This window comes from Nonomuraea solani (genome assembly GCF_900108335.1).
GTDB classification, from domain to species: domain Bacteria; phylum Actinomycetota; class Actinomycetes; order Streptosporangiales; family Streptosporangiaceae; genus Nonomuraea; species Nonomuraea solani.
The window spans coordinates 870,784-891,568 of record NZ_FNVT01000001.1; the positions used below are offsets into that span (position 1 = coordinate 870,784).

The 20,785-nt window shown below is 72.4% G+C and carries 13 protein-coding genes; 5 read left to right on the forward strand and 8 right to left on the reverse strand.

Annotated features, from left to right (window positions below; all coding sequences use genetic code 11):
• Positions 1-4: 4 nt before the first annotated feature.
• From C4V41_RS03845 to C4V41_RS03855, 3 genes are read right to left on the reverse strand one after another with little or no spacing between them, the layout of a single operon-like run.
• Positions 5-1,015: a glycoside hydrolase family protein gene (locus C4V41_RS03845; RefSeq protein WP_146103520.1), complete on the reverse strand. Its 1,011-nt coding sequence runs from the start codon at positions 1,013-1,015 to the stop codon at positions 5-7.
• Entirely contained in the window at positions 991-3,525 is a 2,535-nt protein-coding gene (locus tag C4V41_RS03850) for a family 78 glycoside hydrolase catalytic domain (protein WP_103954291.1), read from the reverse strand. Before C4V41_RS03850 ends, C4V41_RS03845 begins: the two co-directional genes overlap by 25 nt.
• Positions 3,519-5,018, reverse strand: coding sequence for an alpha-L-fucosidase (locus C4V41_RS03855; protein WP_103954292.1), 1,500 nt, complete (start codon positions 5,016-5,018; stop codon positions 3,519-3,521). Before C4V41_RS03855 ends, C4V41_RS03850 begins: the two co-directional genes overlap by 7 nt.
• A 135-nt stretch (positions 5,019-5,153) precedes the next feature.
• On the opposite strand from C4V41_RS03855, the gene C4V41_RS03860 reads away from it, so the two are divergent.
• Together C4V41_RS03860 and C4V41_RS65770 are read left to right on the forward strand one after the other, a co-directional pair.
• Entirely contained in the window at positions 5,154-8,015 is a 2,862-nt protein-coding gene (locus tag C4V41_RS03860) for a glycoside hydrolase family 2 TIM barrel-domain containing protein (RefSeq protein ID WP_103954293.1), read from the forward strand.
• Between the two features lie 22 nt (positions 8,016-8,037).
• On the forward strand, positions 8,038-9,636 hold the full coding sequence (locus C4V41_RS65770) for an acyltransferase (protein WP_103954294.1): 1,599 nt from the start codon (positions 8,038-8,040) through the stop codon (positions 9,634-9,636).
• On the opposite strand, the gene C4V41_RS03870 is transcribed toward C4V41_RS65770, so the two are convergent.
• From C4V41_RS03870 to C4V41_RS03880, 3 genes are read right to left on the reverse strand one after another with little or no spacing between them, the layout of a single operon-like run.
• Entirely contained in the window at positions 9,617-10,690 is a 1,074-nt protein-coding gene (locus C4V41_RS03870; protein WP_160150157.1) for a GDSL-type esterase/lipase family protein, read from the reverse strand. The genes C4V41_RS65770 and C4V41_RS03870 overlap by 20 nt on opposite strands.
• Positions 10,687-13,341 (reverse strand): alpha-L-rhamnosidase, encoded by a 2,655-nt coding sequence (locus C4V41_RS03875; RefSeq protein WP_200823719.1) that lies wholly within the window; start codon positions 13,339-13,341, stop codon positions 10,687-10,689. Before C4V41_RS03875 ends, C4V41_RS03870 begins: the two co-directional genes overlap by 4 nt.
• Entirely contained in the window at positions 13,338-15,032 is a 1,695-nt protein-coding gene (locus C4V41_RS03880; protein WP_200823720.1) for a beta-L-arabinofuranosidase domain-containing protein, read from the reverse strand. Before C4V41_RS03880 ends, C4V41_RS03875 begins: the two co-directional genes overlap by 4 nt.
• A gap of 134 nt (positions 15,033-15,166) precedes the next feature.
• Here C4V41_RS03880 and C4V41_RS03885 point away from each other — a divergent pair, with 134 nt between their 5' ends.
• Positions 15,167-17,059 carry a glycoside hydrolase family 127 protein gene (locus C4V41_RS03885; protein ID WP_200823721.1) on the forward strand — a complete coding sequence of 631 codons (1,893 nt, stop codon included), beginning with the start codon at positions 15,167-15,169 and terminating at the stop codon, positions 17,057-17,059.
• Positions 17,060-17,095: 36 nt separating this feature from the next.
• Here the strand turns inward: C4V41_RS03885 and C4V41_RS03890 are convergent, their stop codons facing one another.
• Positions 17,096-18,379, reverse strand: a complete 1,284-nt coding sequence (locus C4V41_RS03890; RefSeq protein ID WP_235029889.1) for an alpha/beta hydrolase family protein — start codon at positions 18,377-18,379, stop codon at positions 17,096-17,098.
• A 246-nt stretch (positions 18,380-18,625) separates the two neighbouring features.
• Positions 18,626-18,952: a PadR family transcriptional regulator gene (locus C4V41_RS03895; RefSeq protein WP_103954299.1), complete on the reverse strand. Its 327-nt coding sequence runs from the start codon at positions 18,950-18,952 to the stop codon at positions 18,626-18,628.
• A 122-nt stretch (positions 18,953-19,074) separates the two neighbouring features.
• Between C4V41_RS03895 and C4V41_RS03900 the strand changes: the two genes are divergently transcribed.
• Both C4V41_RS03900 and C4V41_RS03905 read left to right on the forward strand, forming a co-directional pair.
• Positions 19,075-20,037: a GlxA family transcriptional regulator gene (locus C4V41_RS03900; protein WP_407669925.1), complete on the forward strand. Its 963-nt coding sequence runs from the start codon at positions 19,075-19,077 to the stop codon at positions 20,035-20,037.
• Positions 20,034-20,780, forward strand: a complete 747-nt coding sequence (locus C4V41_RS03905; RefSeq protein ID WP_103954301.1) for an HD domain-containing protein — start codon at positions 20,034-20,036, stop codon at positions 20,778-20,780. Before C4V41_RS03900 ends, C4V41_RS03905 begins: the two co-directional genes overlap by 4 nt.
• Positions 20,781-20,785 lie beyond the last annotated feature (5 nt).

Genomic DNA, 20,785 nt, shown 5'->3' on the forward strand with positions numbered 1-20,785 from the left:
TCCTTCATGACCGGGCCACGGAGATCCCGCGCCGTTCCACCAGCGTGTGCTCGCCCACCTGGTACGGCTCCACCCGCCGCACCGCCGTGTAGAAGTGGTGCAGCCGGCCGTCGCGGGAGACGACGGCGGGCTTGTGCGCGTAGGTGTCGTCCACCGAGCCGGGCGGCCCCACGTCCACGAGGATCTCGTCGCTCTTCTCCCAGGTCAGCAGGTCACGCGAGACCGCGAACCCCTCCCTGGCCCGGCCGTCGAACGAGAGGCCGAAGTAGAACATCACCCACCAGTCGCCGTCCCGCAGCACGCACGGGTCGGAGGCGAAGCGCTCGTCGAACGCGCCAGGGCCGCCGTTCGGCACCACCGGCGTCTCCCGCGGGCGCTCCCAGTGCTCCAGGTCGGGGGAGACCGCGTAGCCGATCTGCTCGCGCCAGCCGTCGTAGGTGCGGTTCTTGGCGTTGTAGAAGCAGTAGTAGAGGCCGCCGTACCGCATCAGCCACGACTTGTAGAGGCCGCCGCGCTCCCACGCGCCCCCGTCGCGCGGGTGCAGCACCGAGCCGGTGTCCCTCCAGGTCCGCAGGTCGTCGCTGACGCAGAACCCGATGATCGCCGCGCCCGCCTCCATGCCCGGCTCGGGATAGGCGTGGTACGTGCCCACCGCCCGCCCGTCCAGCCAGGTCACCTGGCCGTCGGAGCCGAGCCGGTCGTCGCGGACGATCGAGGTCAGGGCGGCGTTGTAGCGGCGGTACGGGTGATCGGGGTCGCGCGCCAGGATCACCTCGCCCGGGCTCCACGATTCGAGGTCCTTCGAACGGCTCAGCGCGGTCTGGTAGCCGGTCCCGTCGAAGCCGACGTACGTCATCAGGTATTCGCCGCCGTCGGAGCACACGAACGGGCAGTCCACGAACAGGCCGTCGAAGCGGCCCGGCTCCCGCGACGGCCCGACCAGCAGCCGCCCGTCCTTGTACGGGGTCCTGATCGCGGCGGGGTCGTAGGTCATCGGCTCCCCCCGAACGTCCACCGGCCGGCGGGCACCTCCCAGGCGCGCTCGCCCACGGCGGTGCCGGGGCCGTCGTGGCTGGTCAGCCCGAGGTCGGGCAGGCGCACCTCGGCCGTCGAGCCGGGCGGCACCTCCACCTCCAGCGCGAACTCCCCGTCCGTACGCCGCCACGCCACGCTCACCCGGCCATAAGGGGTGGCCGTGCTCGCGCGCACCGACTCCAGGTCGCCGGGCGCGGCGGGCGCGACGAGCAGCCGGCGGAAGCCGTTCGAGCCGGGCGCCTGGCCGATGCCGCCGAGGGTCCGGTAGAACCAGGCGTCGATGGCGCCCAGCATGTAGTGGTTCTGGGAGAGGCCGCGCGTCGGGCCGTCCCACGCCTCGGTGAGCGCGGTGGCGCCGTGGCGCACCTGGTAGCCGTAGCTGGGGTGGTCGGTGGAGGTGGCGAAGCCGTACAGGGACTCGTGCCGGCCGGCCCGGCCGAGCACCTGGTAGAGCGCGGGGAGCGCGATCTCGCCGACCGTGATGGCGCCGGTGCGCACGGCCTCGCTCAGCCGGTCGAGCGCGGCCGGTACGAGCTCGTCGGGCACCACGCCCATGTCGAGCGCCAGGATCTCCGACGCCTGCCCGCCGCCCCCGAACCGCTCACCCCTGAAGAAGGCGCCGGTGAACGCGGCCGAGATCGCGTCGGTCAGCGCGCGGTAGCGCTTGGCGTCGTCGTCGCGGCCCAGCACGCCGGCCACCTTCGCCATCGTGCGCGCCGCCCGCCAGTAGCCCCACGTGCCCACCAGCGGCACCGGCGTCGTGTCGTCCAGGCCGAACCAGTCGCCGAGCCCGTAGCCGAGGATGCCGTCCTCCGCCCGGCCGGTCAGGTAGCCGACGTAGCGGCGCATCGCGTCGTAGTGGGTCTCCATCGCGGAGGTGTCGCCGTACCAGCGGTAGAGCTGCCACGGGACGCGCACCATCGCGCCGCCCCAGTTGGGGTCGTCCCTGAAGGCGCCGTCGAATACCAGGTATTCCGGCGCGATGTCCGGGATCAGGCCGTCCTCGGTCTGCGCCTCGGCGATGGTGACCGCCAGCTCCCGGCAGTACGCGGCCACGTCGTAGTTGTAGGCCACGACGTCGAACAGCAGGTGGGTCTGCTCCAGCCAGCCCAGCTTCTCCCGGTGCGGGCAGTCGGTCAGGACGCTGTACATGTTGCCGCGCACCGCGCGGTCGATGATCGTGTGGATGTCGTTGAGCAGCGCGTTCGAGGTCTCGAACCGGCCGATGTGCTCGTTGTCGGCGCGCAGCACCAGCGCCGTCAGGGCCTCCTGGCCGACGTGCCCGGGCAGGCCCTGGGCCTCGACATAGCGGAAGCCGTCGTAGCGGAAGTCCGGGTGCCAGCGCTGGGGGCCGTCCTTGGTGACGTACGTGCTGAAGATCGGGGCGCCGGTCGTGGGTTTGGACTGGATCACCCGGCCGAACGCGTCGAGCTGGTCGCCGGGCAGCAGCCGTAGATGGTGGCCCGCCGGGAGGTCGAGGCGCAGCTCGGCCCAGCCGGCGACGACCGCGCCCACGTCGAAGACGGCCGTGCCGTCGGTGGCGACGAGCTTGGCGGTCGCGGGCAGCTCCTCGGTGACCCTGATGGGCGGGCAGGCCCGCGCCCGGAGCATGGCGGTGCCGTCGGGGCGGACCGTCGCCGGGTGCCAGCCGGAGCGGTCGGTGCCCGGGACGTCCCAGCCGGGCACCGCCAGGCGGGCGTCATGGTCCTCGCCGCCGTACCAGTGCGAGCGGGTGGTGGGACCCTCGGTGGCCCGCCAGTCCGCGCCCGTCCCGAAGCGGTCCGAGGTGCCGTCGGCGTAGGTGACCTCGAGCTGGGCGATCGCTCTCGGGGCCGCCTTGGAGCCGTAGAACTTCATGTAGCGGTCCTGGTGCGGGAACACGTGCGCGATCCCGGGGCCGAGCGCGAGGCCGAGCGCGTTCGCGCCGTCGCGCAGCAGCGCCGTCACGTCGTGCGTGGCGTACGCGACCCGCCGCGCGAAGTCCGTGTACGGCGGCTCCAGCACGGCGTCGGTCACCGGCGCGCCGTTCAGCGACGCCACGTAGACGCCGAGACCGGCGACGTACAGCCGGGCCCGTTCGATCGGCCGGGTCAGGGTGAACTCGCCCGCGAGCAGCGGCAGCGGGCGGCCCTCGCCGGCCCGGGGGTTGCCCTCGTCGTACCAATCGGGGTGGGTGATCCAGGCGGCCGTCCAGTCGGCGGGGTCGAGCAGCCCCAGCTCGAAGCGGGCCTCCGCGCTCCAGCCGGACCAGTCGCCGGCGGCGTCGCGGGTCCTGACGCGCCAGCGGGCGGCGGTGCGGCCGGTGAGGGCGGTGCCGCCGTAGACGACGCGCTGGTCCGCCGACTCGACCTCGCCGCTGTCCCACAGGCCGTCCACCCGGACGTGGTACGCGGTCTGCGCGGGCCCGGTGAGCTGCCAGCTCAGGGTGGGCCGGGTGGTCTCCAGGCCGAGCGGGTCGGTCAGGTCGCAGGTTCGCAGGTTCGTCACCATGGCACTCCCGTGATCTTGAGCATGTAGGCGGCCCGGGTCGGCGGCTCAGGGGGCAGGTCCACGTGCAGCGCCCGGTCTGACGGTCGCCAGGGGACCGGGCCGTGCCCGAGCAGCTCGACGGCGGCCGGCGGGCCTTTGACGAGCCCCGCCGCGGTGCCCAGGCTGGTGATCGCGGCGGTGCGGTCCTCCGGCCAGGCGAGCAGCGTGGCGTACAGGGTGCCGCCCCGCGTGGTGAAGCGGATGTCGCTCGGGCGGTAGGCGCGGTCGGCCTCGTTGTAGCCCTCGTAGCCCTTGGTGCCGCCCAGGCCGGTCGCGCCCTCGGCCGCGCGGAGCCAGGGGGTGGTGCCGTACACGCCTTCGCCGCACACCCGCAGCCACGCGCCGACCCCGGCCAGCAGGTCGCGGGCGTGGTCGTCGATGGTGCCGTCGGCGAGCTGGGGGACGTTCAGCAGCAGGCAGCCGTTCTTGCTGACCACGTCGATCAGCGTGTGGACGATCTGCTGGGCGCTCTTGCGCGGATGGAACAGGGGGCCGTCGTCGGCGCAGTCGAACCACTCGCCGTCGCTGGTGTCGAACTGCCAGGGGTGGGCCTGGGCGGTGTCGAGCTGGCGGCGTTCCGAGTCCAGGACGACGGCGGTGCGGTCGCCGTCGGGCACGTCCTTGATCGTGACCAGGCCGCCGGTCGGGCAGGTGTTGTAGTAGTGGGCCAGCAGGTCGAGCCCGGCCGTGCTGACCGGCGCCGACTCGACCACGCTGCCCTCGTCGAACGGCATCCGGCCGTCGTCCAGGTAGACCAGGTCGGGCCGGTAGCGGTCGAGGGCCTCGCGGACGCGGGCGTAGAAGTGCTCGGCGACGCGGGCCGGGGGCTTGGCGCCCGGCTCGTGGCGTTCGGGGTAGAGGTCGGCCGGGTCGAGGCCCTCCCACCAGGTGCCGATGCCGTCGCGCTTGGTCAGCGCGCCGTCGTAGGGGCGGCCGGTCGCCGGGTTCGTCCCGTGGGCGACGTCGAGCCAGCGCCACGTCCAGTTCTGGTGGAAGCTGAGCCCGAACGGCAGCCCGGCGGCGCGGGCGGCGCGCTGCCAGGCGGCCACGATGTCGCGGCCCGGGCCGATGCGGGCGGCGTTCCAGTCGTGCAGGCGGGAGTGCCACAGGTCGAAGTTGTCGCAGTGGGTGGCCAGGGCGACGAAATAGCGGGCGCCGCTCGCGGCGTAGAGGTCGATGAGCTCCTCGGGGTCGAAGCGTTCGGCGCGCCAGCGGGGGAACAGGTCCTTCGCCCCGCCCGCATTGCCGAAGTGGGCGTGCTGGCGGTCCGCCCTTCCGCGTTCCCAGGGCTCGGACCAGGGTTGCATGCCGTAGAGGTGGCGGGCGTACCAGTCGCCTGAGCGGGCCACGGACTGCGGGCCCCAGTGCGACCAGATGCCGAACTTCGCCTCGCTGAACCATTGGGGGATCCGGTGGGCGCGCAGCGACGCCCAGTCGGGCTGGAATCGGGTCATCTCACCCCGCTGCCATATTAAAACGATTTACCGGATGATATATTTATTCAATGCCACATGTCAATCCCTTGCGGGATGGTGTCATGACGGGTCCCCGGTTAGGGTTAAAACGTTTTGTCTTCACCGGGAGGGACGATGGTCGATTTCCATGAGGACCCTGTGCCGGGCTCCGGGCGGCGGGCGGCGCGGGCGGACTTCGTCTCCGACGCGCCCCGGCTGCCGCTCAACGGCCGGTGGCGCTTCCGGCTCTCGGACACGGCCGGAGGGACGGGGCCCTCACTGCCGGACCCGGCGCTCGACGACACCGACTGGGACGACATCCGGGTGCCGTCGCACTGGGTGCTGGAGGGGTACGACCGTCCGCTCTACACCAACACCGCCTACCCGTTTCCCATCGATCCGCCGTACCTGCCCGACGACAACGCCACCGGCGACTACCGGCTCCGCTTCGACCTGCCGTCCGGCTGGCCCGGCGGGCGGACGGTGCTGCGCTTCCAGGGGGTGGACTCCTGCGGCACGGTGTGGCTGAACGGGGAGTTGCTCGGTCACTCCAAGGGCAGCCGGCTGCCGTTCGAGTTCGACGTGACCGGCGTCGTGCGGCCGGCCGGCAACCTGCTGGCCGTCCGGGTGCAGCGCTGGTCGTCGGGCAGCTACCTGGAAGATCAGGACATGTGGTGGCTGCCGGGCATCTTCCGTGACGTGGAGCTGCTGTCCCGGCCCGTGGACGGCATCGACGACTTCACCGTGCGCGCCTCGTACCGGGACGGCTCCGGCACCCTGTCCGTGACCGCCGACGTCCCGGGGACGGTGGAGATCCCCGAGCTCGGCCTGGTCTTCGGCACAGGGGAGCGGGTGACGATCGACCGGGTGGAGCCGTGGAGCGCGGAGCGTCCTCGTCTCTACCGTGGCACGCTCTCGGCGGCCGGGGAGACGATCGAGCTGGCGGCCGGCTTCCGTACGGTCGAGATCATCGGCGGCCGGCTGCTGATCAACGGGGTGCCGGTGCTCTTCCGTGGGGTCAACCGGCACGAGCACGACCCCGACCGGGGCCGGTCGCTCGACCGCGACACCATGATCCGCGACATCGAGCTGATGAAGCGGCACAACGTCAACGCCGTCCGCACCGCCCACTATCCGCCGCACCCGGAGTTCCTGCGGCTCTGCGACGAGTACGGCCTGTGGGTCGTGGACGAGTGCGACATCGAGACGCACGGCTTCATCTACGCGGGCTGGGAGGGCAACCCGCCCGGCGAGCCGATGTGGCGCGACGCGCTGCTCGACCGGGCCCGCCGCATGGTGGAGCGGGACAAGAACCATCCCAGTGTGGTCGTGTGGTCGCTCGGCAACGAGAGCGGCGCCGGGGCCGCCTTCGGCGACATCGAACGATATATCCGGCACCGCGATCCCACCCGGCCACTGCACTACGAGCGCGACCCCAGCTACCGGCACTCCGACTTCCACAGCCTGATGTATCCGTCGCTGGACGACCTGGAGCGGATCGGGCAGCGCAAGGAGGACCCGCCGGAGGGAGTCCTTCCCGAGTCGGACGATGACGTGCGGCGGCGTGGGCTGCCCTTCCTGCTGTGCGAGTACGCCCACGCCATGGGCAACGGGCCCGGGTCGCTGGCCGACTACCAGGCGATTCTGGAGTCGTACGAGCGGTTCTGCGGGGCGTTCGTGTGGGAGTGGATCGATCACGGGCTGGCGGAGGTGGACTCACTCGGCCGTCGTTACTACCGGCACGGTGGCGACATCGGCTACCAGCCGAACGGGGAGCGGTTCTGCCTGGACGGGCTGCTGTTTCCCGATCGCACGCCGTCGCCCGGGCTGGGCGAGCTGCGCAAGGCCATCGAGCCGGTGGGGATCGCGGTGGACGGCGGTTTCGTCGTCGTCACCAACAAGTACGACGTGCTCTCGCTCGGGCACCTGGCGTTCCGGTGGCGGGCCGAGGTCGACGGGGTGCTCGAAGACGAAGGGACGCTCACCGTGCCGGACTGCCCGGCGCGGTCGGTGGTGCGGGTGCCGCTGCCCGCCCTTGATCATGGGTTCGAGGGCGAGGTCTGGCTCACCGTCGAGGCCGTCCTGGCCGAGGCCGCCCGCTGGGCTCCGGCCGGGCACGTGGTCGCCTTCGGTCAGGCGCGTTCGGGGTCGGGCGCTCATCGTCGTCCGGCTCGCGCGCCGGGCAGGGCGGTGTTCTCCGCCGATGGGCGGCTGGTCCGGCTCGGTGACCTGGAGCTGGACGGGCCCGTGTTCGACGTGTGGCGGGCTCCCACCGAGAACGATCGTGGCCAGGGGCCCAGGAACGCCCTGGCCGCCGACTGGGAGGCCGTGGGGCTCGACCGGTTCCTGCACCGTCGCGGGGAGATCGAGCGGCCCGATGGCGACACGATCGTCGTACGGGGGCGGAGCGGGCCGGCCACCAGGACCCTCGGTTTCCGTACCACCTACACCTACCGGCGGCGGGATGACGGCCTGCACCTGCTGATCGAGGCCGACCCCGTGGGGGACTGGGACGACACCGCCTACGGGCATCTCACCGTGAGCCCGCCCAGGATGGGTGTCAGGTTCGCGCTGCCCGGCGGGTACAGCGAGGTCACCTGGTTCGGGCGCGGGCCGGGCGAGTCTTACGCCGACAGTCACGCCGCCGCCCGCGTCGGCCGGTACACCGCCGCCATCGACGCGCTGCAGACCCCGTACCTCGTCCCTCAGGAGAACGGCAACCACGTCGAGACCCGCTGGCTCGAATTGTCGGGTCAGGGGCTGCCCACCCTGCGCGTGGACGGCGAGCCGCACCTGGACTTCACCGCGCGCCGCTGGACGAGCGAGGCGCTGCGGGCCGCGCGCCGCCCGCACGACCTGACCGACTCGGGACGGGTGTGGCTGAACCTGGACCACGCTCAGCAGGGCATCGGCAGCGCCTCGTGCGGGCCCGCGCTGCCCGAGCGGTACCGGCTGCCGGTGCGCCGTTACACCTGGTCGATGACGCTGAGCGTATGAGCCTGGAGAGGATGCCACCCGTATGAGCAAGTTCGACTTCTGCCCCTGGCTGTTCTGGGACCACGCGACCGAGGAGGACCGCCGCGCCCAGGAGAGCCATCTGACCGCGCTGCGGGCCAGGATCGACCTCGACGCGGCGGAGAAGGTGTTCGTCTCGCCGCTGGCCGCCGTGTACGCCGACAGCCTGCGCATGGGCGACCACTGCTACATCGCCGCGCACGCCTACGTCACCGACGACATCGTCATGGGCAGCGACTGCACCGTCAACCCGTACGCGGTGGTGCGCGGGAACGTGGTGCTCGGCGACGCGGTGCGGATCGGGGCGCACACCTCGCTGCTCGGCTTCAACCACGGCACGGAGCCTGACCGGCCGGTGTTCCGGCAGCCCATCACCTCGAAGGGCATCCGGATCGGTGATGACGTGTGGATCGGCTCGAACGTGGTCGTGCTGGACGGGGTGACGATCGGCGACCACGCCATCGTGGGGGCGGGCGCGGTGGTCACCAAGGACGTGGCGGCGTGGGCCATGGTCGCGGGCAACCCGGCCCGCCCGATCCGCGACCGCCGCACGACTGCTGCTCCTTCTACCCCTCGTGATGTGGAAGGGTCGCTCGGGGACTTCGCCGGCCGTGCCCGGAGTCAGGCCGAGGCGGTGCTGGCCCGCTGCTGGACCGGCGACCGTTACCTGGACCGGCCCGGCGCCCAGCCCACCGTGCGGGCCTGGTGCGACGCCGTCGAGATCGCCGACCTGCTCCTCGGCGGCCCGCCGCCTACTCCGGCCCGCGAGGAGGTCGTGGCGTTCCTGCGCGACCGCCAGGACCCGGCCACGGGCCTCGTCCCCGAACTCGGCGCCACCGGGACACCCGAGCTGGAGGGCGTGACCGCGTACCACGTGCTCTGCGTCGGCTACGCGCTCGACCTGCTCGGCACCGGCTTCCGGCACCCCGTGCACGCCATCGCCGAGCTGGGCTCCCAGGAGCTGATCGCGCTGCTCGACGGCCTGGACTGGGCGCGCGGGGCGTGGACGGCCGGGTCGCTGGTGGACACGATCGGCACCGGGCTCTACCGCAACCTCGCCTTCGGGGTGAGCGGCGAGGTCGAGACCCTGTACGGCTGGCTGCTCACCCGCTGCCGGCAAACCCACGGGATGTGGGGCGAACCGGACTCAGACTCGGGCTGGCTGATGGTGGTCAACGGGTTCTACCGGCTCACCCGGGGGACGTTCGCGCAGTTCGGGCTGCCGCTGCCGTATCCGGAGCGGGCCGTGGACACCGTGCTCACCCAGTCGCGCGACCCCCGCTACTTCGGCCCCGGCACCGGCAACGCCTGCAACGTGCTCGACGTCATCCACCCGCTGTGGCTGCTGGGCCGGCAGACCCGATACCGGCGGGCCGAGGGCGAGGCGTGGGCCAGGGAGAACCTCGTGCGCGCGGTGAACGCCTGGCAGGACGGCGCGGGGTTCGGCTTCACCCTGTCAGGGGACGCCGGGCTCCAGGGAACCGAGATGTGGCTGGCCATCATCTGGCTGCTCGCCGACTACCTGGGGGTCTCGGGGGCGCTCGGGTACCGGCCCCGGGGGATTCACCGCCCGGAGCCGGCGGTCACGTTCCCCGGGCGGTGAGGCGGGCCGGGTCGATCGCGGCGGCCATCGCCTGGTGGCCCGCCGCGCTCGGGTGCAGGTGGTCGCCGCAGTCGTAGCGGGGGAGCAGGCGGGCCGGGTCGCCGGGGTCGCGGAGCGCGGTGTCGAAGTCGGCCAGCCCGTCGAACGCGCCGCCGTCCCTGACGAACGCGTTCACGGTCTGTCTCGCTCGCTCTCCCGCCGGGGTGTGGTACTCGGCTCCGGCGTACGGGGTGAGCGTGCCGCCGATCACCCGTACCCCGGCGGTGTGGGCTTTCGTGGCGATGCGGCGGTAGGCGGCGACGAGGTCGTCCGCGCGGGCACCGTGGCCGAGGTCGTTGAGCCCGGCCAGCAGGATCACGGTGCCGATGCCGGGCTTGGTCAGCACCTCCGTGGTCAGCCGCTCTTCGGCGGACCGGCCGGTGCCGGCGGTCAGCACCCGGCCGCCGGACACGCCCTCGTTGGCCACCGCGAGCGCCAAAGTGCCGGCGAGCAGGTCCGGCCAGCCGTGGCCGGTCTCGGAGCCGACGCCCGTGGCGATCGAGTCGCCGAGCACGGCGACGGCCCGCTCGGGCGCGGTGACGACCAGCGCGTCCAGCCAGTGCCAGATCGCCACCTCCTCCGTGAACGCCGCCCCGCTTTCGTCGGCGGCGTGATCTCCGGGCGATCGGTACGCGGGCGCGAACCCGGGGTCCCCGGTCGTGGCGCGGTTGCGGCCGGTGAGCGTGCCGGGGCCGCTCAGGTGCACGCTGACCGCCAGGCGCTGCCGGGGGAGCACCCGGCCGGGTAAGGGGTCGCTCAGCGCCGTCGCTCCCGGGGGCAGCCGGGCCTCTGGAGCTCCGTCGAAGGTCAGCGGCCGGTTCGAGTGCGGTTCCAGTGACGCCCCCGAGCCGGGCACGCCCACGTGGACGTGCCCGAAGGTCAGCGGCTCCGCCCCGAACGCGTTCGTCAGGCGGACCCGCAGGCCCGTGCCGCCGATCGTGGTGCGGACCACGTTGCGTACCGTCACCTCGTGTAAGGAGCCGAGGCGTTCGGCGGCGGCCGCCCACGTGGTCACCAAGCGGCCGTGAATGTGTGACTCCCCGAAGAGACCTCGCACACCAGGGCCGACGCCGTGGCCACCCCCTCCACCGGCGTGCCCGACTCGCGGACCGACGACGGGTCCGTGGTGGGGACGTGCACGGTGGCCAGCGCGCCGGGCGGGATCTGTACCTCCAGGCGGATCGTCCCGCCGGCCACCTCCCACCGGCTGCTGAGCCGTCCGAGTGGCGTGTCGTGCGCGGCGGCCGCCCAGCGCAGTGTCCCGCCGGGCAGCGGGCGGACGAGTGGCCGGCGGTAGCCCGCCGAGTCGTGCCGCTGCCCGATCCCGGCGACCCCGCCGTACAGCCACTCGCCGACCGAGCCCAGCGCGTAGTGGTTGAAGGAGTTCATGGCGACCGGCCCGAACCCGGCCTCCTCCGTCCAGCCGTCCCACCGCTCCCAGATCGTGGTGGCGCCGCGCTTGATCGAGTAGCCCCACGACGGGTAGCGGTCGTCGTGCAGCAGCGCGTACGCCAGGTCGTGGTGGCCGTGCTCCGACAGGACGGGGCCGAGCAGGCCCACTCCGGCGAAGCCCGTGGTCAGGCTCCGGCCCCGCCGCTCCAGGTCGGCGACGAGGTGGGCGACGGCGGCCGGTACGAGGTCATCCGGGACCAGGCCGTGCGCGAGCGCCAGCAGGTAGCCGGTCTGCGTGTCGCCGGTGATCCGGCCGTCCGCCGACACGAACTCCCGCGTGAACGCCTCTTTGATCCGCTCGCGGAGTCCGGCGTAATGTTCGGCGGTCTCCGCGTCGCCCAGCACGGCGGCCGCTTTCGCGGTCAGTTCGGCGCTGCGCGCGAAATAGGCCGTGGCCAGCACGTCGCGGGAGGTCGTGACCCCCGCCTGCAGCCAGTCGCCGTAGTGGCTGCCGACCTTCTTCCGCCAGATCAGGCCGGGATTGTGCCGTTCGATGTGGTCGACCCACCGGCGCATGCTCGGCAGGCTGTCGCGCAGGACGCGCTCGTCCCCGTACACCCGGTAGAGGTGCCACGGCACGATCGTCGCCGCGTCGCCCCACGCGGGCGTGCCGTGCCGCTCGGTCATGAGGTGCGGCACCACGTCCGGCACCGCGCCCTCATCGGTCTGCGCGCAGCGCAGATCGGCCAGCCAGTTCGTGAAGAACGCGGCCACGCCGGCGTTGTAGCAGGCCGTGGGCAGGAACACCTGCGCGTCCGCCGTCCAGCCGAGCCGCTCGTCGCGCTGCGGGCAGTCGGTCGGCACGGACACGAAGTTGCCGCGCTGGCTCCACCGCAGGTTGCTCATGAGCTGCCCCACCATGGCGTCGGAGCAGGAGAACTCGCCCGCGACCGGCGTGTCCGAGTGCGTCACCCGGCCCGTGACCTCGATGTCGGCCGGGTGCCCGGTGATCTCGACGTAGCGGAAGCCGTGCACGGTGAAGCGCGGCTCGAACGTCTCCTCCGGCCGGCCCGCCGCCACGTAGTGGTCGGTGGCCTCGGCCGAGCGGAGGTTGGCGGTGTAGAGGCCGCCGTCGTCGGTCAGGGCCTCGCCGTGCCTGAGCGTGACGCGGGCGCCCCTCGTGGCGCCGCGCATCGTCAGGCGGACCCGGCCGGCGAAGTTCTGGCCCAGGTCGACGATGGTACGGCCGTCGCTCTCATGCCTGGCCACCGGCGCGAGGTCCTCGGTGACGCGGACCGGCTCGGCGGTGGAGGGCACCAGGACGCCGTGGCCGGTGTCCTCGACGCGGGCCGGGGCCCAGGACGAGTCGTCGAAGCCCGGCAGGTCCCAGCCGTCGTGCTCCAGGCGGGCGTCGTACCACTCGCCCATGAGCAGGTCGGCGTAGCGCAGCGGCCCGGTGGTCTCGCGCCAGCGCTCGTCGGTGCCGGCGACCGTACGTGAGCCGTCCGGGTGGTCGGCCACGATCTGCGCGAAGAGCTGTGGCCTGCGGCCGTAGTGCTGCGCCTGCCGCCGGCCGTCCCAGCCCAGGCTGCCCGACCACCAGCCGTCCGCCAGCACCGCGCCCACGCAGGCGGGCCCGTCGCCGATCAGGTCGGTGACGTCGTACACCTGGTACGGGATCCGGTACCGGTAGTCGGTCCAGCCCGGCGTCAGCTCGCCGTCGCCGACGCGGGTGCCGTTGACGCGCAGCTCGTACAGGCCACGGGCGGTGCACGCGATCAGGACCTTCGTCGCCGGCGCCAGGGTGAGCTCGGTGCGGAAGTAGCGAGGAGCCGGCAGGGAGGCGGTCTTCTGGCTGCGGGGCTCCTTGTCGTCGGTGGGCGGCTCGAACGGCGGCTCGGTCTCCGGGTCGTGGCCGATCCAGGCCGCCCGCCACTCGTCCGGATGCAGCACGCCGGTGCCGAACGACGACTCGGCTCCGTTGTTCGAGGGGCCTACTTCGACCCGCCAGGTGTACGCGGTGAACGACGTCAGCGGTGCGCCGCCGTAGTCCGCCGCGACCTCCTCGCTCTCGACCCAGCCGCTGTCCCAGGCCAGGACGCCGCCGGGGCCGTTGACGCGGATCCGGTAGGCGGTCTGTGCGTCGCCGCGCCGGTCCGAGGCCAGGCGCCAGCTCAGCCTGGGCACGGGCACGCCGATGCCGGAAGGGGTGGTCAGATGCTCACAGCGCAGGTCGTACGGACGCAGCGTCTCGGCGGCCGGGATCGCCTTCACCAGGTCCACTCCTTCGCGGGACGGGTCAGCGTGTACTCGCGGCGGGGGGCGGTGGGGTGGACCTTGCGCCCGCTGTACATCGGCCGGGCCGTCCCCTCCGGGCTGATGCCGGTCACGTCGTCGCCGCGCCAGCGCACCTGGTATTCGCGGCCCGCCGCGACCTCGGTGCTCGTCGTCTCCGGCACGGGGAAGGTGACCGTGACGCGCTCGCCCCTTCGCGGCGTGGGGATCGACAGGTAGCCGTCCGGCGCCCACGCGCCGGCCTGGGTGCCGTTCTCGCGGGCCACGCGCACCTTGGCGTAGCCGGCCCAGTCGGGGACTCTCATGCGGAGTTCCCGCAGGTCCTCGTGCACGTCCAGGTCCACCCGGCCCTCGTGCGGGAGGTGGCTGAGCACCGTGACCCGGCGGGTGGCCCTGGTGAGGAGCAGGTTGACCCTGGTGGCCTGGTCGTCGGTGGTGACGATCGAGTTCCAGCCCCAGAACAGGCCGCGTACGCCGGAGCCCACGCAGCACGCCTGCACGTCGGCGGTGTGGCCACGGCCCTGTTCGACGTCGCAGACGAAGTCGTTGGGGGCGCCGTACCCGGCGAAGGCGCCGCGCACGCGCTCGCCGACCCGCACGTGGGTCGTCCAGCCGGGCTCGTCGCCCGAGGTGTCGGGCGCGGACTCGACCCAGCTCAGGTCGAGGAGCTGCGACTCGACGAGGTGGTTGCGCAGGAACCGCTCCACCACGCCCCAGTAGCGGGTGTGCCCGGCGCGCGCCAGCGTGGTGCCGGTGCCGATCAGGTCCACCAGCGAGCAGCTCTCGTGTTCGAAGCGCTGGTCGGCCAGGTCGCCGGGCGTCCAGCCGAACGCCGTGGCCTGGCCCAGGGCCCAGTCGTAGGACCGGCGTACGAACGCGGTCAGCTCGTGGTCGCCGGTGTGGCGGGCGTACCGGGCGAGCCCTTCGAGGGTGCCCAGGCGGGTGTGGAAATGCCCGCTACGGTACGCGCGCGCCGGGTTGAAGCTGCCGTCCTCGTGGTACACGCCGCTCTTGTGCACGATCAGCCGCGCGAACCAGCCGCACAGCTCCAGCGCGTCCTCGTTGCCGGTGGCCTGGTGGTAGCGGAGCAGCGGCATGATCAACCGCCCGCTGAACGAGGCCGGGTCCGGCGCCAGGTGCAGCGCGATCGCGTTGGGGGAGGGCCAGCCGGCGGGGGTGTACTCGGAGGCGGGATAGAACCAGACGTCCCGCTCCTTGATCGCGATCCGCTTGAGCGCGGCCACGTGCCGGTCGGCCAGCCGCTTGGCCTCGGGGTCGCCGTCGGACAGGTACCAGGTGGTCAGCGACAGGAGCGCGGCCCGCTGGTCGATGAGGTTGGCGTTGGCCGGCCAGCCCACCTCGGGGCGGGCCAGCCGGTAGCTCAGCCCGTCCTCGCCGAAGAAGCCGATCAGCCGCCGTCTGAGCCCGTCCTCGACCTCGCGCCACGCGTCCTTGCCCGTCATGTGCCGGGCGAGCAGGCTGGCGTCGAGCAGCCGGCCGTGGCTGGAGCCGTAGTCCCAGTCGCCGTGCCGCAGCGTCGCCGGGCGGGCCAGCAGGTCGGCGCTGAAATACGGGATGCCGTCCATGTCGTCGTCGGGCAGGCCGGCCACGGCGTTCATCGCCAGGCCGGCCCGTTCTTCGAGCAGCACCGTGTCGGGGATCTCCGGCATGGCCACCCTTCTCACATAAATATTCACTCATGCATAGATGTCCCATTCAGCCTGCTTCGGGCGGTCGTGGGAGTCAAGGTGTGTATAAATATTCATATCTTGTTGGATATGTGATCCTGATGGAGGATGGCCGCATGAGCGATGATTCGGCGGTGCGGCCGCGCCCGGAGGCGGCGGTGGCTCTGAGACCGGCTTCCGGAGGGCGCGTCGAGGGCGGGTTCTGGGGGGCGCGGCAGCGGGTCAACCGTGAGGTGACGATCCCGCTGGGCGAGGAGCGGATCCGCGAGTCCGGCGCCTTCACCAACCTGGAGCTGGCCGGTCGCGGCGCCGGAGGGGAACACCAGGGCAAGGTCTTCGCCGACTCCGACGTGTACAAGTGGCTGGAGGCGGTGGCCTGGGAGCGCGGCAGAGCTTCGGGATCCCCGGCTCCTACGGCCATTTCCGACGAGAGCCTGGCGTCTTCGTACGGGGAGGCGGTGAAGCTGGTCGCCGGGGCACAACGCACCGACGGCTACCTGCACACCCACACCCAGCTCACCGGCCGCGAACGCTACTCCGACCTGGCCTCCAGCCACGAGCTCTACTGCGCGGGCCACCTCATGCAGGCCGCCGTCGCCGGCAGCCGCGCCACCGGCGACCGTAGCCTCCTCGACGTCGCCACCCGCTTCGCCGACCACCTGGTCAAAGACCTGCCGGCCGACGCGCTCGACGGCCATCCCGAGATCGAGACCGCCCTGGCCGAGCTCTACCGGGAGACCGGGACGCGCCCGTACCTCGACCTGGCCGCCCGCATGGTCGCCGGCCGGGGCCGCGAACTCCTCCCGCTCAAGGGCCACCACGGGCCCGGCATCCGCCAGGACCGGGTGCCGGTGCGGGAGGCGACCACGGTGGAGGGGCACGCGGTACGCGCCATGTACCTGGCCGCCGGGGCGGCGGACGTGGCCGTCGAAACCGCCGACGAGGGCCTGCTCACCGCCCTCGACCGGCAGTGGCACGACATGGTGGCGACCAAGACGTACCTGACCGGCGGGCTCGGCGCCAACTGGTACGGGGAGGCGTTCGGCGGCCACCACGAGCTGACCCCGGAGACCGCGTACTGCGAGACCTGCGCCGCCATCGGCAGCGTCCAGTGGTCGTGGCGCATGCTCCTGGCCACCGGCGAGCCCGCCTACGCGGACCTGATGGAACGCACCCTCTACAACGCCGTCCTGCCGGGCGTCTCGCTCGGAGGCGACCGCTTCTTCTACGTCAACGCACTCCGCGTCCGCGCCGGCGCCAACCCCGACGACCGCCGCGCCCCGGCCCGCGGCCGCCAGGACTGGTACGGCACCGCCTGCTGCCCGCCCAACGTGATGCGCCTGCTCTCCTCCCTGGACCACTACGTGGCCACCCAGAACCAGGACGGAATCCAACTCCACCTGTACGCCGGCGGCACCGTCCGCGCGGGCGAGGTCGTGCTGGAGATCGAAACCGACTATCCCTGGAACGGCCACGTCGACATCGTGGTCCGCGAAACCCCCGGCCGCCCCTGGGCCCTCTCGGCCCGCATCCCCTCCTGGTCCGACCCGTCGCTGGCACCCGCCGCCCCCGGCTCGTACCACCGCATCCACCGCACCTGGCACCCCGGCGACCGGATCACCCTGGACCTCGGGGTACGCCCAAGGCTGACGGTGGCCGTACCCAGGCTGGACGTGGCCCGAGGCCAGGTGGCCGTGGAACGCGGCCCCCTGGTCTACTGCCTGGAACAGGCCGACCACCCGGGCGTGGTCGTGGACGACCTGTGCGTGGCCTCACCGGACCTCCGCGACGGCCCCCCACTGACGGGCTTGCCACCGGACGTGGTCCCGATCATCGCCCGGGGCCGGGCCCACGTACACCGGCAAACCGACGACGGCTTCCCCTACAGAACGGCCACCACCCCCCGCGCCCCAGACCACACGGGCACGGCAGACCTGACCTTCATCCCTTACTACACCTGGGCCAACAGAGGAGTAGGCCCCATGACGATCTGGACCCCCATGCACTGAAGGTCCTCGCGATGCGGGGAGAGTCCCCTTCGGTGCCTACTCGATGAAGTCGATGTTCGGGTGTCGCGGGGATTCGCCGTCGAACAGGTGCCGGTCCCGTCCGCGAAGGTGCAGATCGAAGAACGCGCCGATGTAGTCCCGTTGCGCGGCCAGCGAACGACGGGGGTCGATGGAGCCGATGAGCGCCTCACGCTTGTCCGGTGCCACGCGCGCGCCGAGTTGCGGCACGATGTTCTGCAGATCGCTGAAGGCCAGGTGCGTGCTGCCGCCGCGCAGGAACAGATCCCGCTTCCAGCCTCGCTGGACGGCCCAGAAGTCCGCCCAGCTGCGGTCGAACGCGGGATTCCGGTGAGTGTGCTCGAGCAGTTTCCCGTTCTCGTCGACGCCCTCGGCGCCCATCAGGAGGAACGGCCTGTCCAGGCCGCGTTCGGTGACTTCGCCCGGCTCGTATGGACTTCCCGGGGGATAGCCGATCGCGGTCGCCATCGCGCCGTCCAGGTTGATCCCGGCGTCGACACGGCGGTCGTGGACCATCGTCTCGCCCGCGGTGAACCCGCCGTAGGAGTGCCCGTAGGCGCCGACCCGGGACAGGTCGAGCGACCGGCCGAGCCCGCGGGGGAGCGGGCGCTTGTCCGCGTCGGGGTTCGCGCCCCGGGTGAGCTTCGTGAGCTGGTCGAGGACGAACCGGCTGTCGGCCACCCGGGCGTCGAGCGCCTTCTTCAATGCGGGCTCTTCGCCCTCGGACACCGCGAGTTCGAGCCGCCCGCCAGGAAACTCGACCGCCGCGCTCTCGTAGGTGTGCGAGAGCGAGACGACCACGTAGCCGTGGCTCGCCAGGTCGTCGACGATCGCGGTGTACATCTCGCGTGGGAAGCCGAAGCCAGGGGAGAAGAGCGCGACCGGCTTCGGCGCGCCGTGCGCCACGGGGACGCTGGTCTCGGCCCTTCGCTTCGCCGATGCCCAGTCGATGGAGCCGACCGGGAGACTGAGGTAGTCCTCGCCCGCCAGCGCCTGGTCGACGACGGCGCTCATGCCGGGCGTGAGCCACGGTGCCCGCGGGCCCTCGGCCAACCGGTCCGCCGGGTAGGTGACGGTGACCATGAGTTCCCGGCGCCGTTCCGGTTTCCACGGATCGGGGCGGGACGGGTCGACGAGGTGGAGGTCGGTGGTGCCGACGTCGTACTTGCCGGTGAGGGATGGCGCGGTGAGCCTGGCCCGCTCCGCTGCCACGGCGGGAGCGGTCACGGTGAGCCCGCCCGCGAGCGCGAGGCCCGCGATCAGCGCCGAACCCCGCACCACCCTGGTGTGTCTCGATGGCACTGCTGGAGTCCTTCCGGATCGGGGCGGCCCAGCAGCCGCCTGCTTTCGACTGTGGCAGCGCCCTTGCGGCACGCGCATCCTCCTTCGGATGGAGCCCGCGTTCATCCGAGAAGGGCACCTAGGCCGGCGCGGTCTCAGGGTGCGGCGCCACCTCGCCGGTGCCGATCAGTGGCCGGACGTCGAGAAACCGTGTCCCCACGGCGGGCGCCGGCACTCGGGGTCAGCGGCTTTCGTAGGAATGCACGGTCATACTCCGAACCGCGGTCGCGGGCCGAGGCGATGCTGGGCGGTGGCGGTGAGCCGGGCCAGGCGGGCCGTCTCCTCGACGAGGACCTCGCCGCCCTGGCCGGTCAGCTCGTAGTAGCGGCGGTGCCGCCCGTCCACGACCTCTTCGCCGGACACTCTGACCAGGCCCTCGCCCGCCAGGCGTTCGAGCGCGCCGTACAGGGTGCCCGCCCCCATGCGGATCCGCTCCTCCGACAGCTCCCGCACGGACTTGATCACCGCGTACCCGTGGAGCGGCCCGTCGGAGAGGGCCAGCAGGATGAGATAGCTCTGCTCTCGTAGTGCCATGTCCGATATATATCGCCAAACGTACTATGAAGGCAAGCGCGCCCGAGGCATGTCCGGATCTGTGGGTTGATGGTCATTGCGGACCTGTGCGGCGGGCCGCGAGGCTTGGCGGTGTGAGAGAGCTGGTGGTGGCCGTCTATGACGGCGTGGTGCTGCTGGACGTGGCCGGGCCGGTGCAGATCCTGCACGGGTCCCGTGGCTACCGCATCCGGCACGCCTCGATCGACGGGCGGCCCGTGCGCACCGACATCGGGCTGCCACTGGGCGTCGACCTGGCCCTGGGCGAGATCGAAGGCCCTGTCGACACGCTACTGGTGCCGGGGTACGCGCCGCCGGACGGCGACCGCCCCGGCGAGGCGTTCCTGGACCTGCTGCGCGACCTCGGCTCCCGTGCGCGCCGCGTGGCGTCGGTGTGCACGGGTGCGCTCCTGCTGGCGGAGGCCGGGCTGCTCGACGGGCGGCGGGCCACCACGCACTGGGCCGCCTGCGCCGATCTGGCGTCCCGGTTCCCGAGCGTCACCGTGGAGCCCGACGCCATCTTCGTCCGTGACGGGCCGGTCGTGACCTCGGCCGGGGTCACCGCCGGGATCGATCTGGCGCTGGCCCTGGTCGAAGAGGACCACGGGCCGGACCTCGCGCGCGCGGTGGCCAAGTACATGGTCGTGTTCCTGCAACGCCCGGGCGGCCAGTCGCAGTTCAGCGTGCGCGGGGCCGTCCCCGCGCCGCGTCACCCGGCGCTGCGGGGCCTGCTGGACATGATCGCGGCCGAACCGGCGGCCGAGCACACCCTCGCGGCGATGGCGGCCCAGATCACGGTCAGCGAGCGCCATCTGAGCCGGCTGTTCCGGCGCGAGGTCGGGCTGACCCCCGGCCAGTACGTCGAGCAGATCCGGGTCGAGGCGGCGCAGGCCCTCCTGGAGACCAGCGCCGAACCCGTGGCGTCGATCGCCCGCAGGTGCGGTCTCGGATCCGACGAGACGATGCGCCGGACGTTCCTGAAGGTCCTGGGCATCACCCCGACCGCCTACCGCCGGCGCTTTCACAGCACCGACCATTCGCCGACCCGACCGAAGGAGACCTTATGAGCTCGTCCCTGGACCGCCGTACACTGCTGGGAGCCGGCCTCGCCGGCGCGGCGGGCCTGACCGCCGCCAGTGCCCCCGCGGCCGCCAGCGCTCCCGACGACCTGTCCTTTCCCGCCACCCGCGTCGCCAAGGCGGCCCGGAAGCTGGTGGCGGACGAAAAGCCGTACCTGCGCAACCACAGCCTGCGCAGCTTCCTGTTCGCCCGGGCGGTCGCCGCCCAGGTCGGCCGGCTGCCGGGCCGGGACTACGACGCCGAGGTCATGTTCCTCATCTGCGTGCTGCACGACATGGGCCTGACCGAACACGCCGACACCGGCCAGCGGTTCGAACTCGACGGCGCCGACTTCGCCGCCCGGTTCCTGGAGCGGCACGGCATCACCGACGACCGCGTCGACACCGTCTGGGACGGCATCGCCCTGCACACCTCCTTCGGCTTCAACCAGTCGCCGGTGTTCGCCCGCCGCCGCCCACCGGAGATCGCGATCGCCCAGATCGGCATCGGCGTGGACCTGACCGGCGGCCCCGGCGACCTCCCCGACGGGTACGGCGAACGCGTACACGCCGCCTATCCCCGCCACGGCGGCGCCCGCGCCCTCACCGACGCCTTGGTCGCGCAGGGCCTGGCCGACCCGCGCAAGGCACCGCCCATGACGCTGCCCGGCGAGATCCTGCACCAGCGCCACCCCGAGGCGCCCTACATCACCTGGGAGGGCTTCCTCGCCGCCAGTGGCTGGGATGACTGAATCAG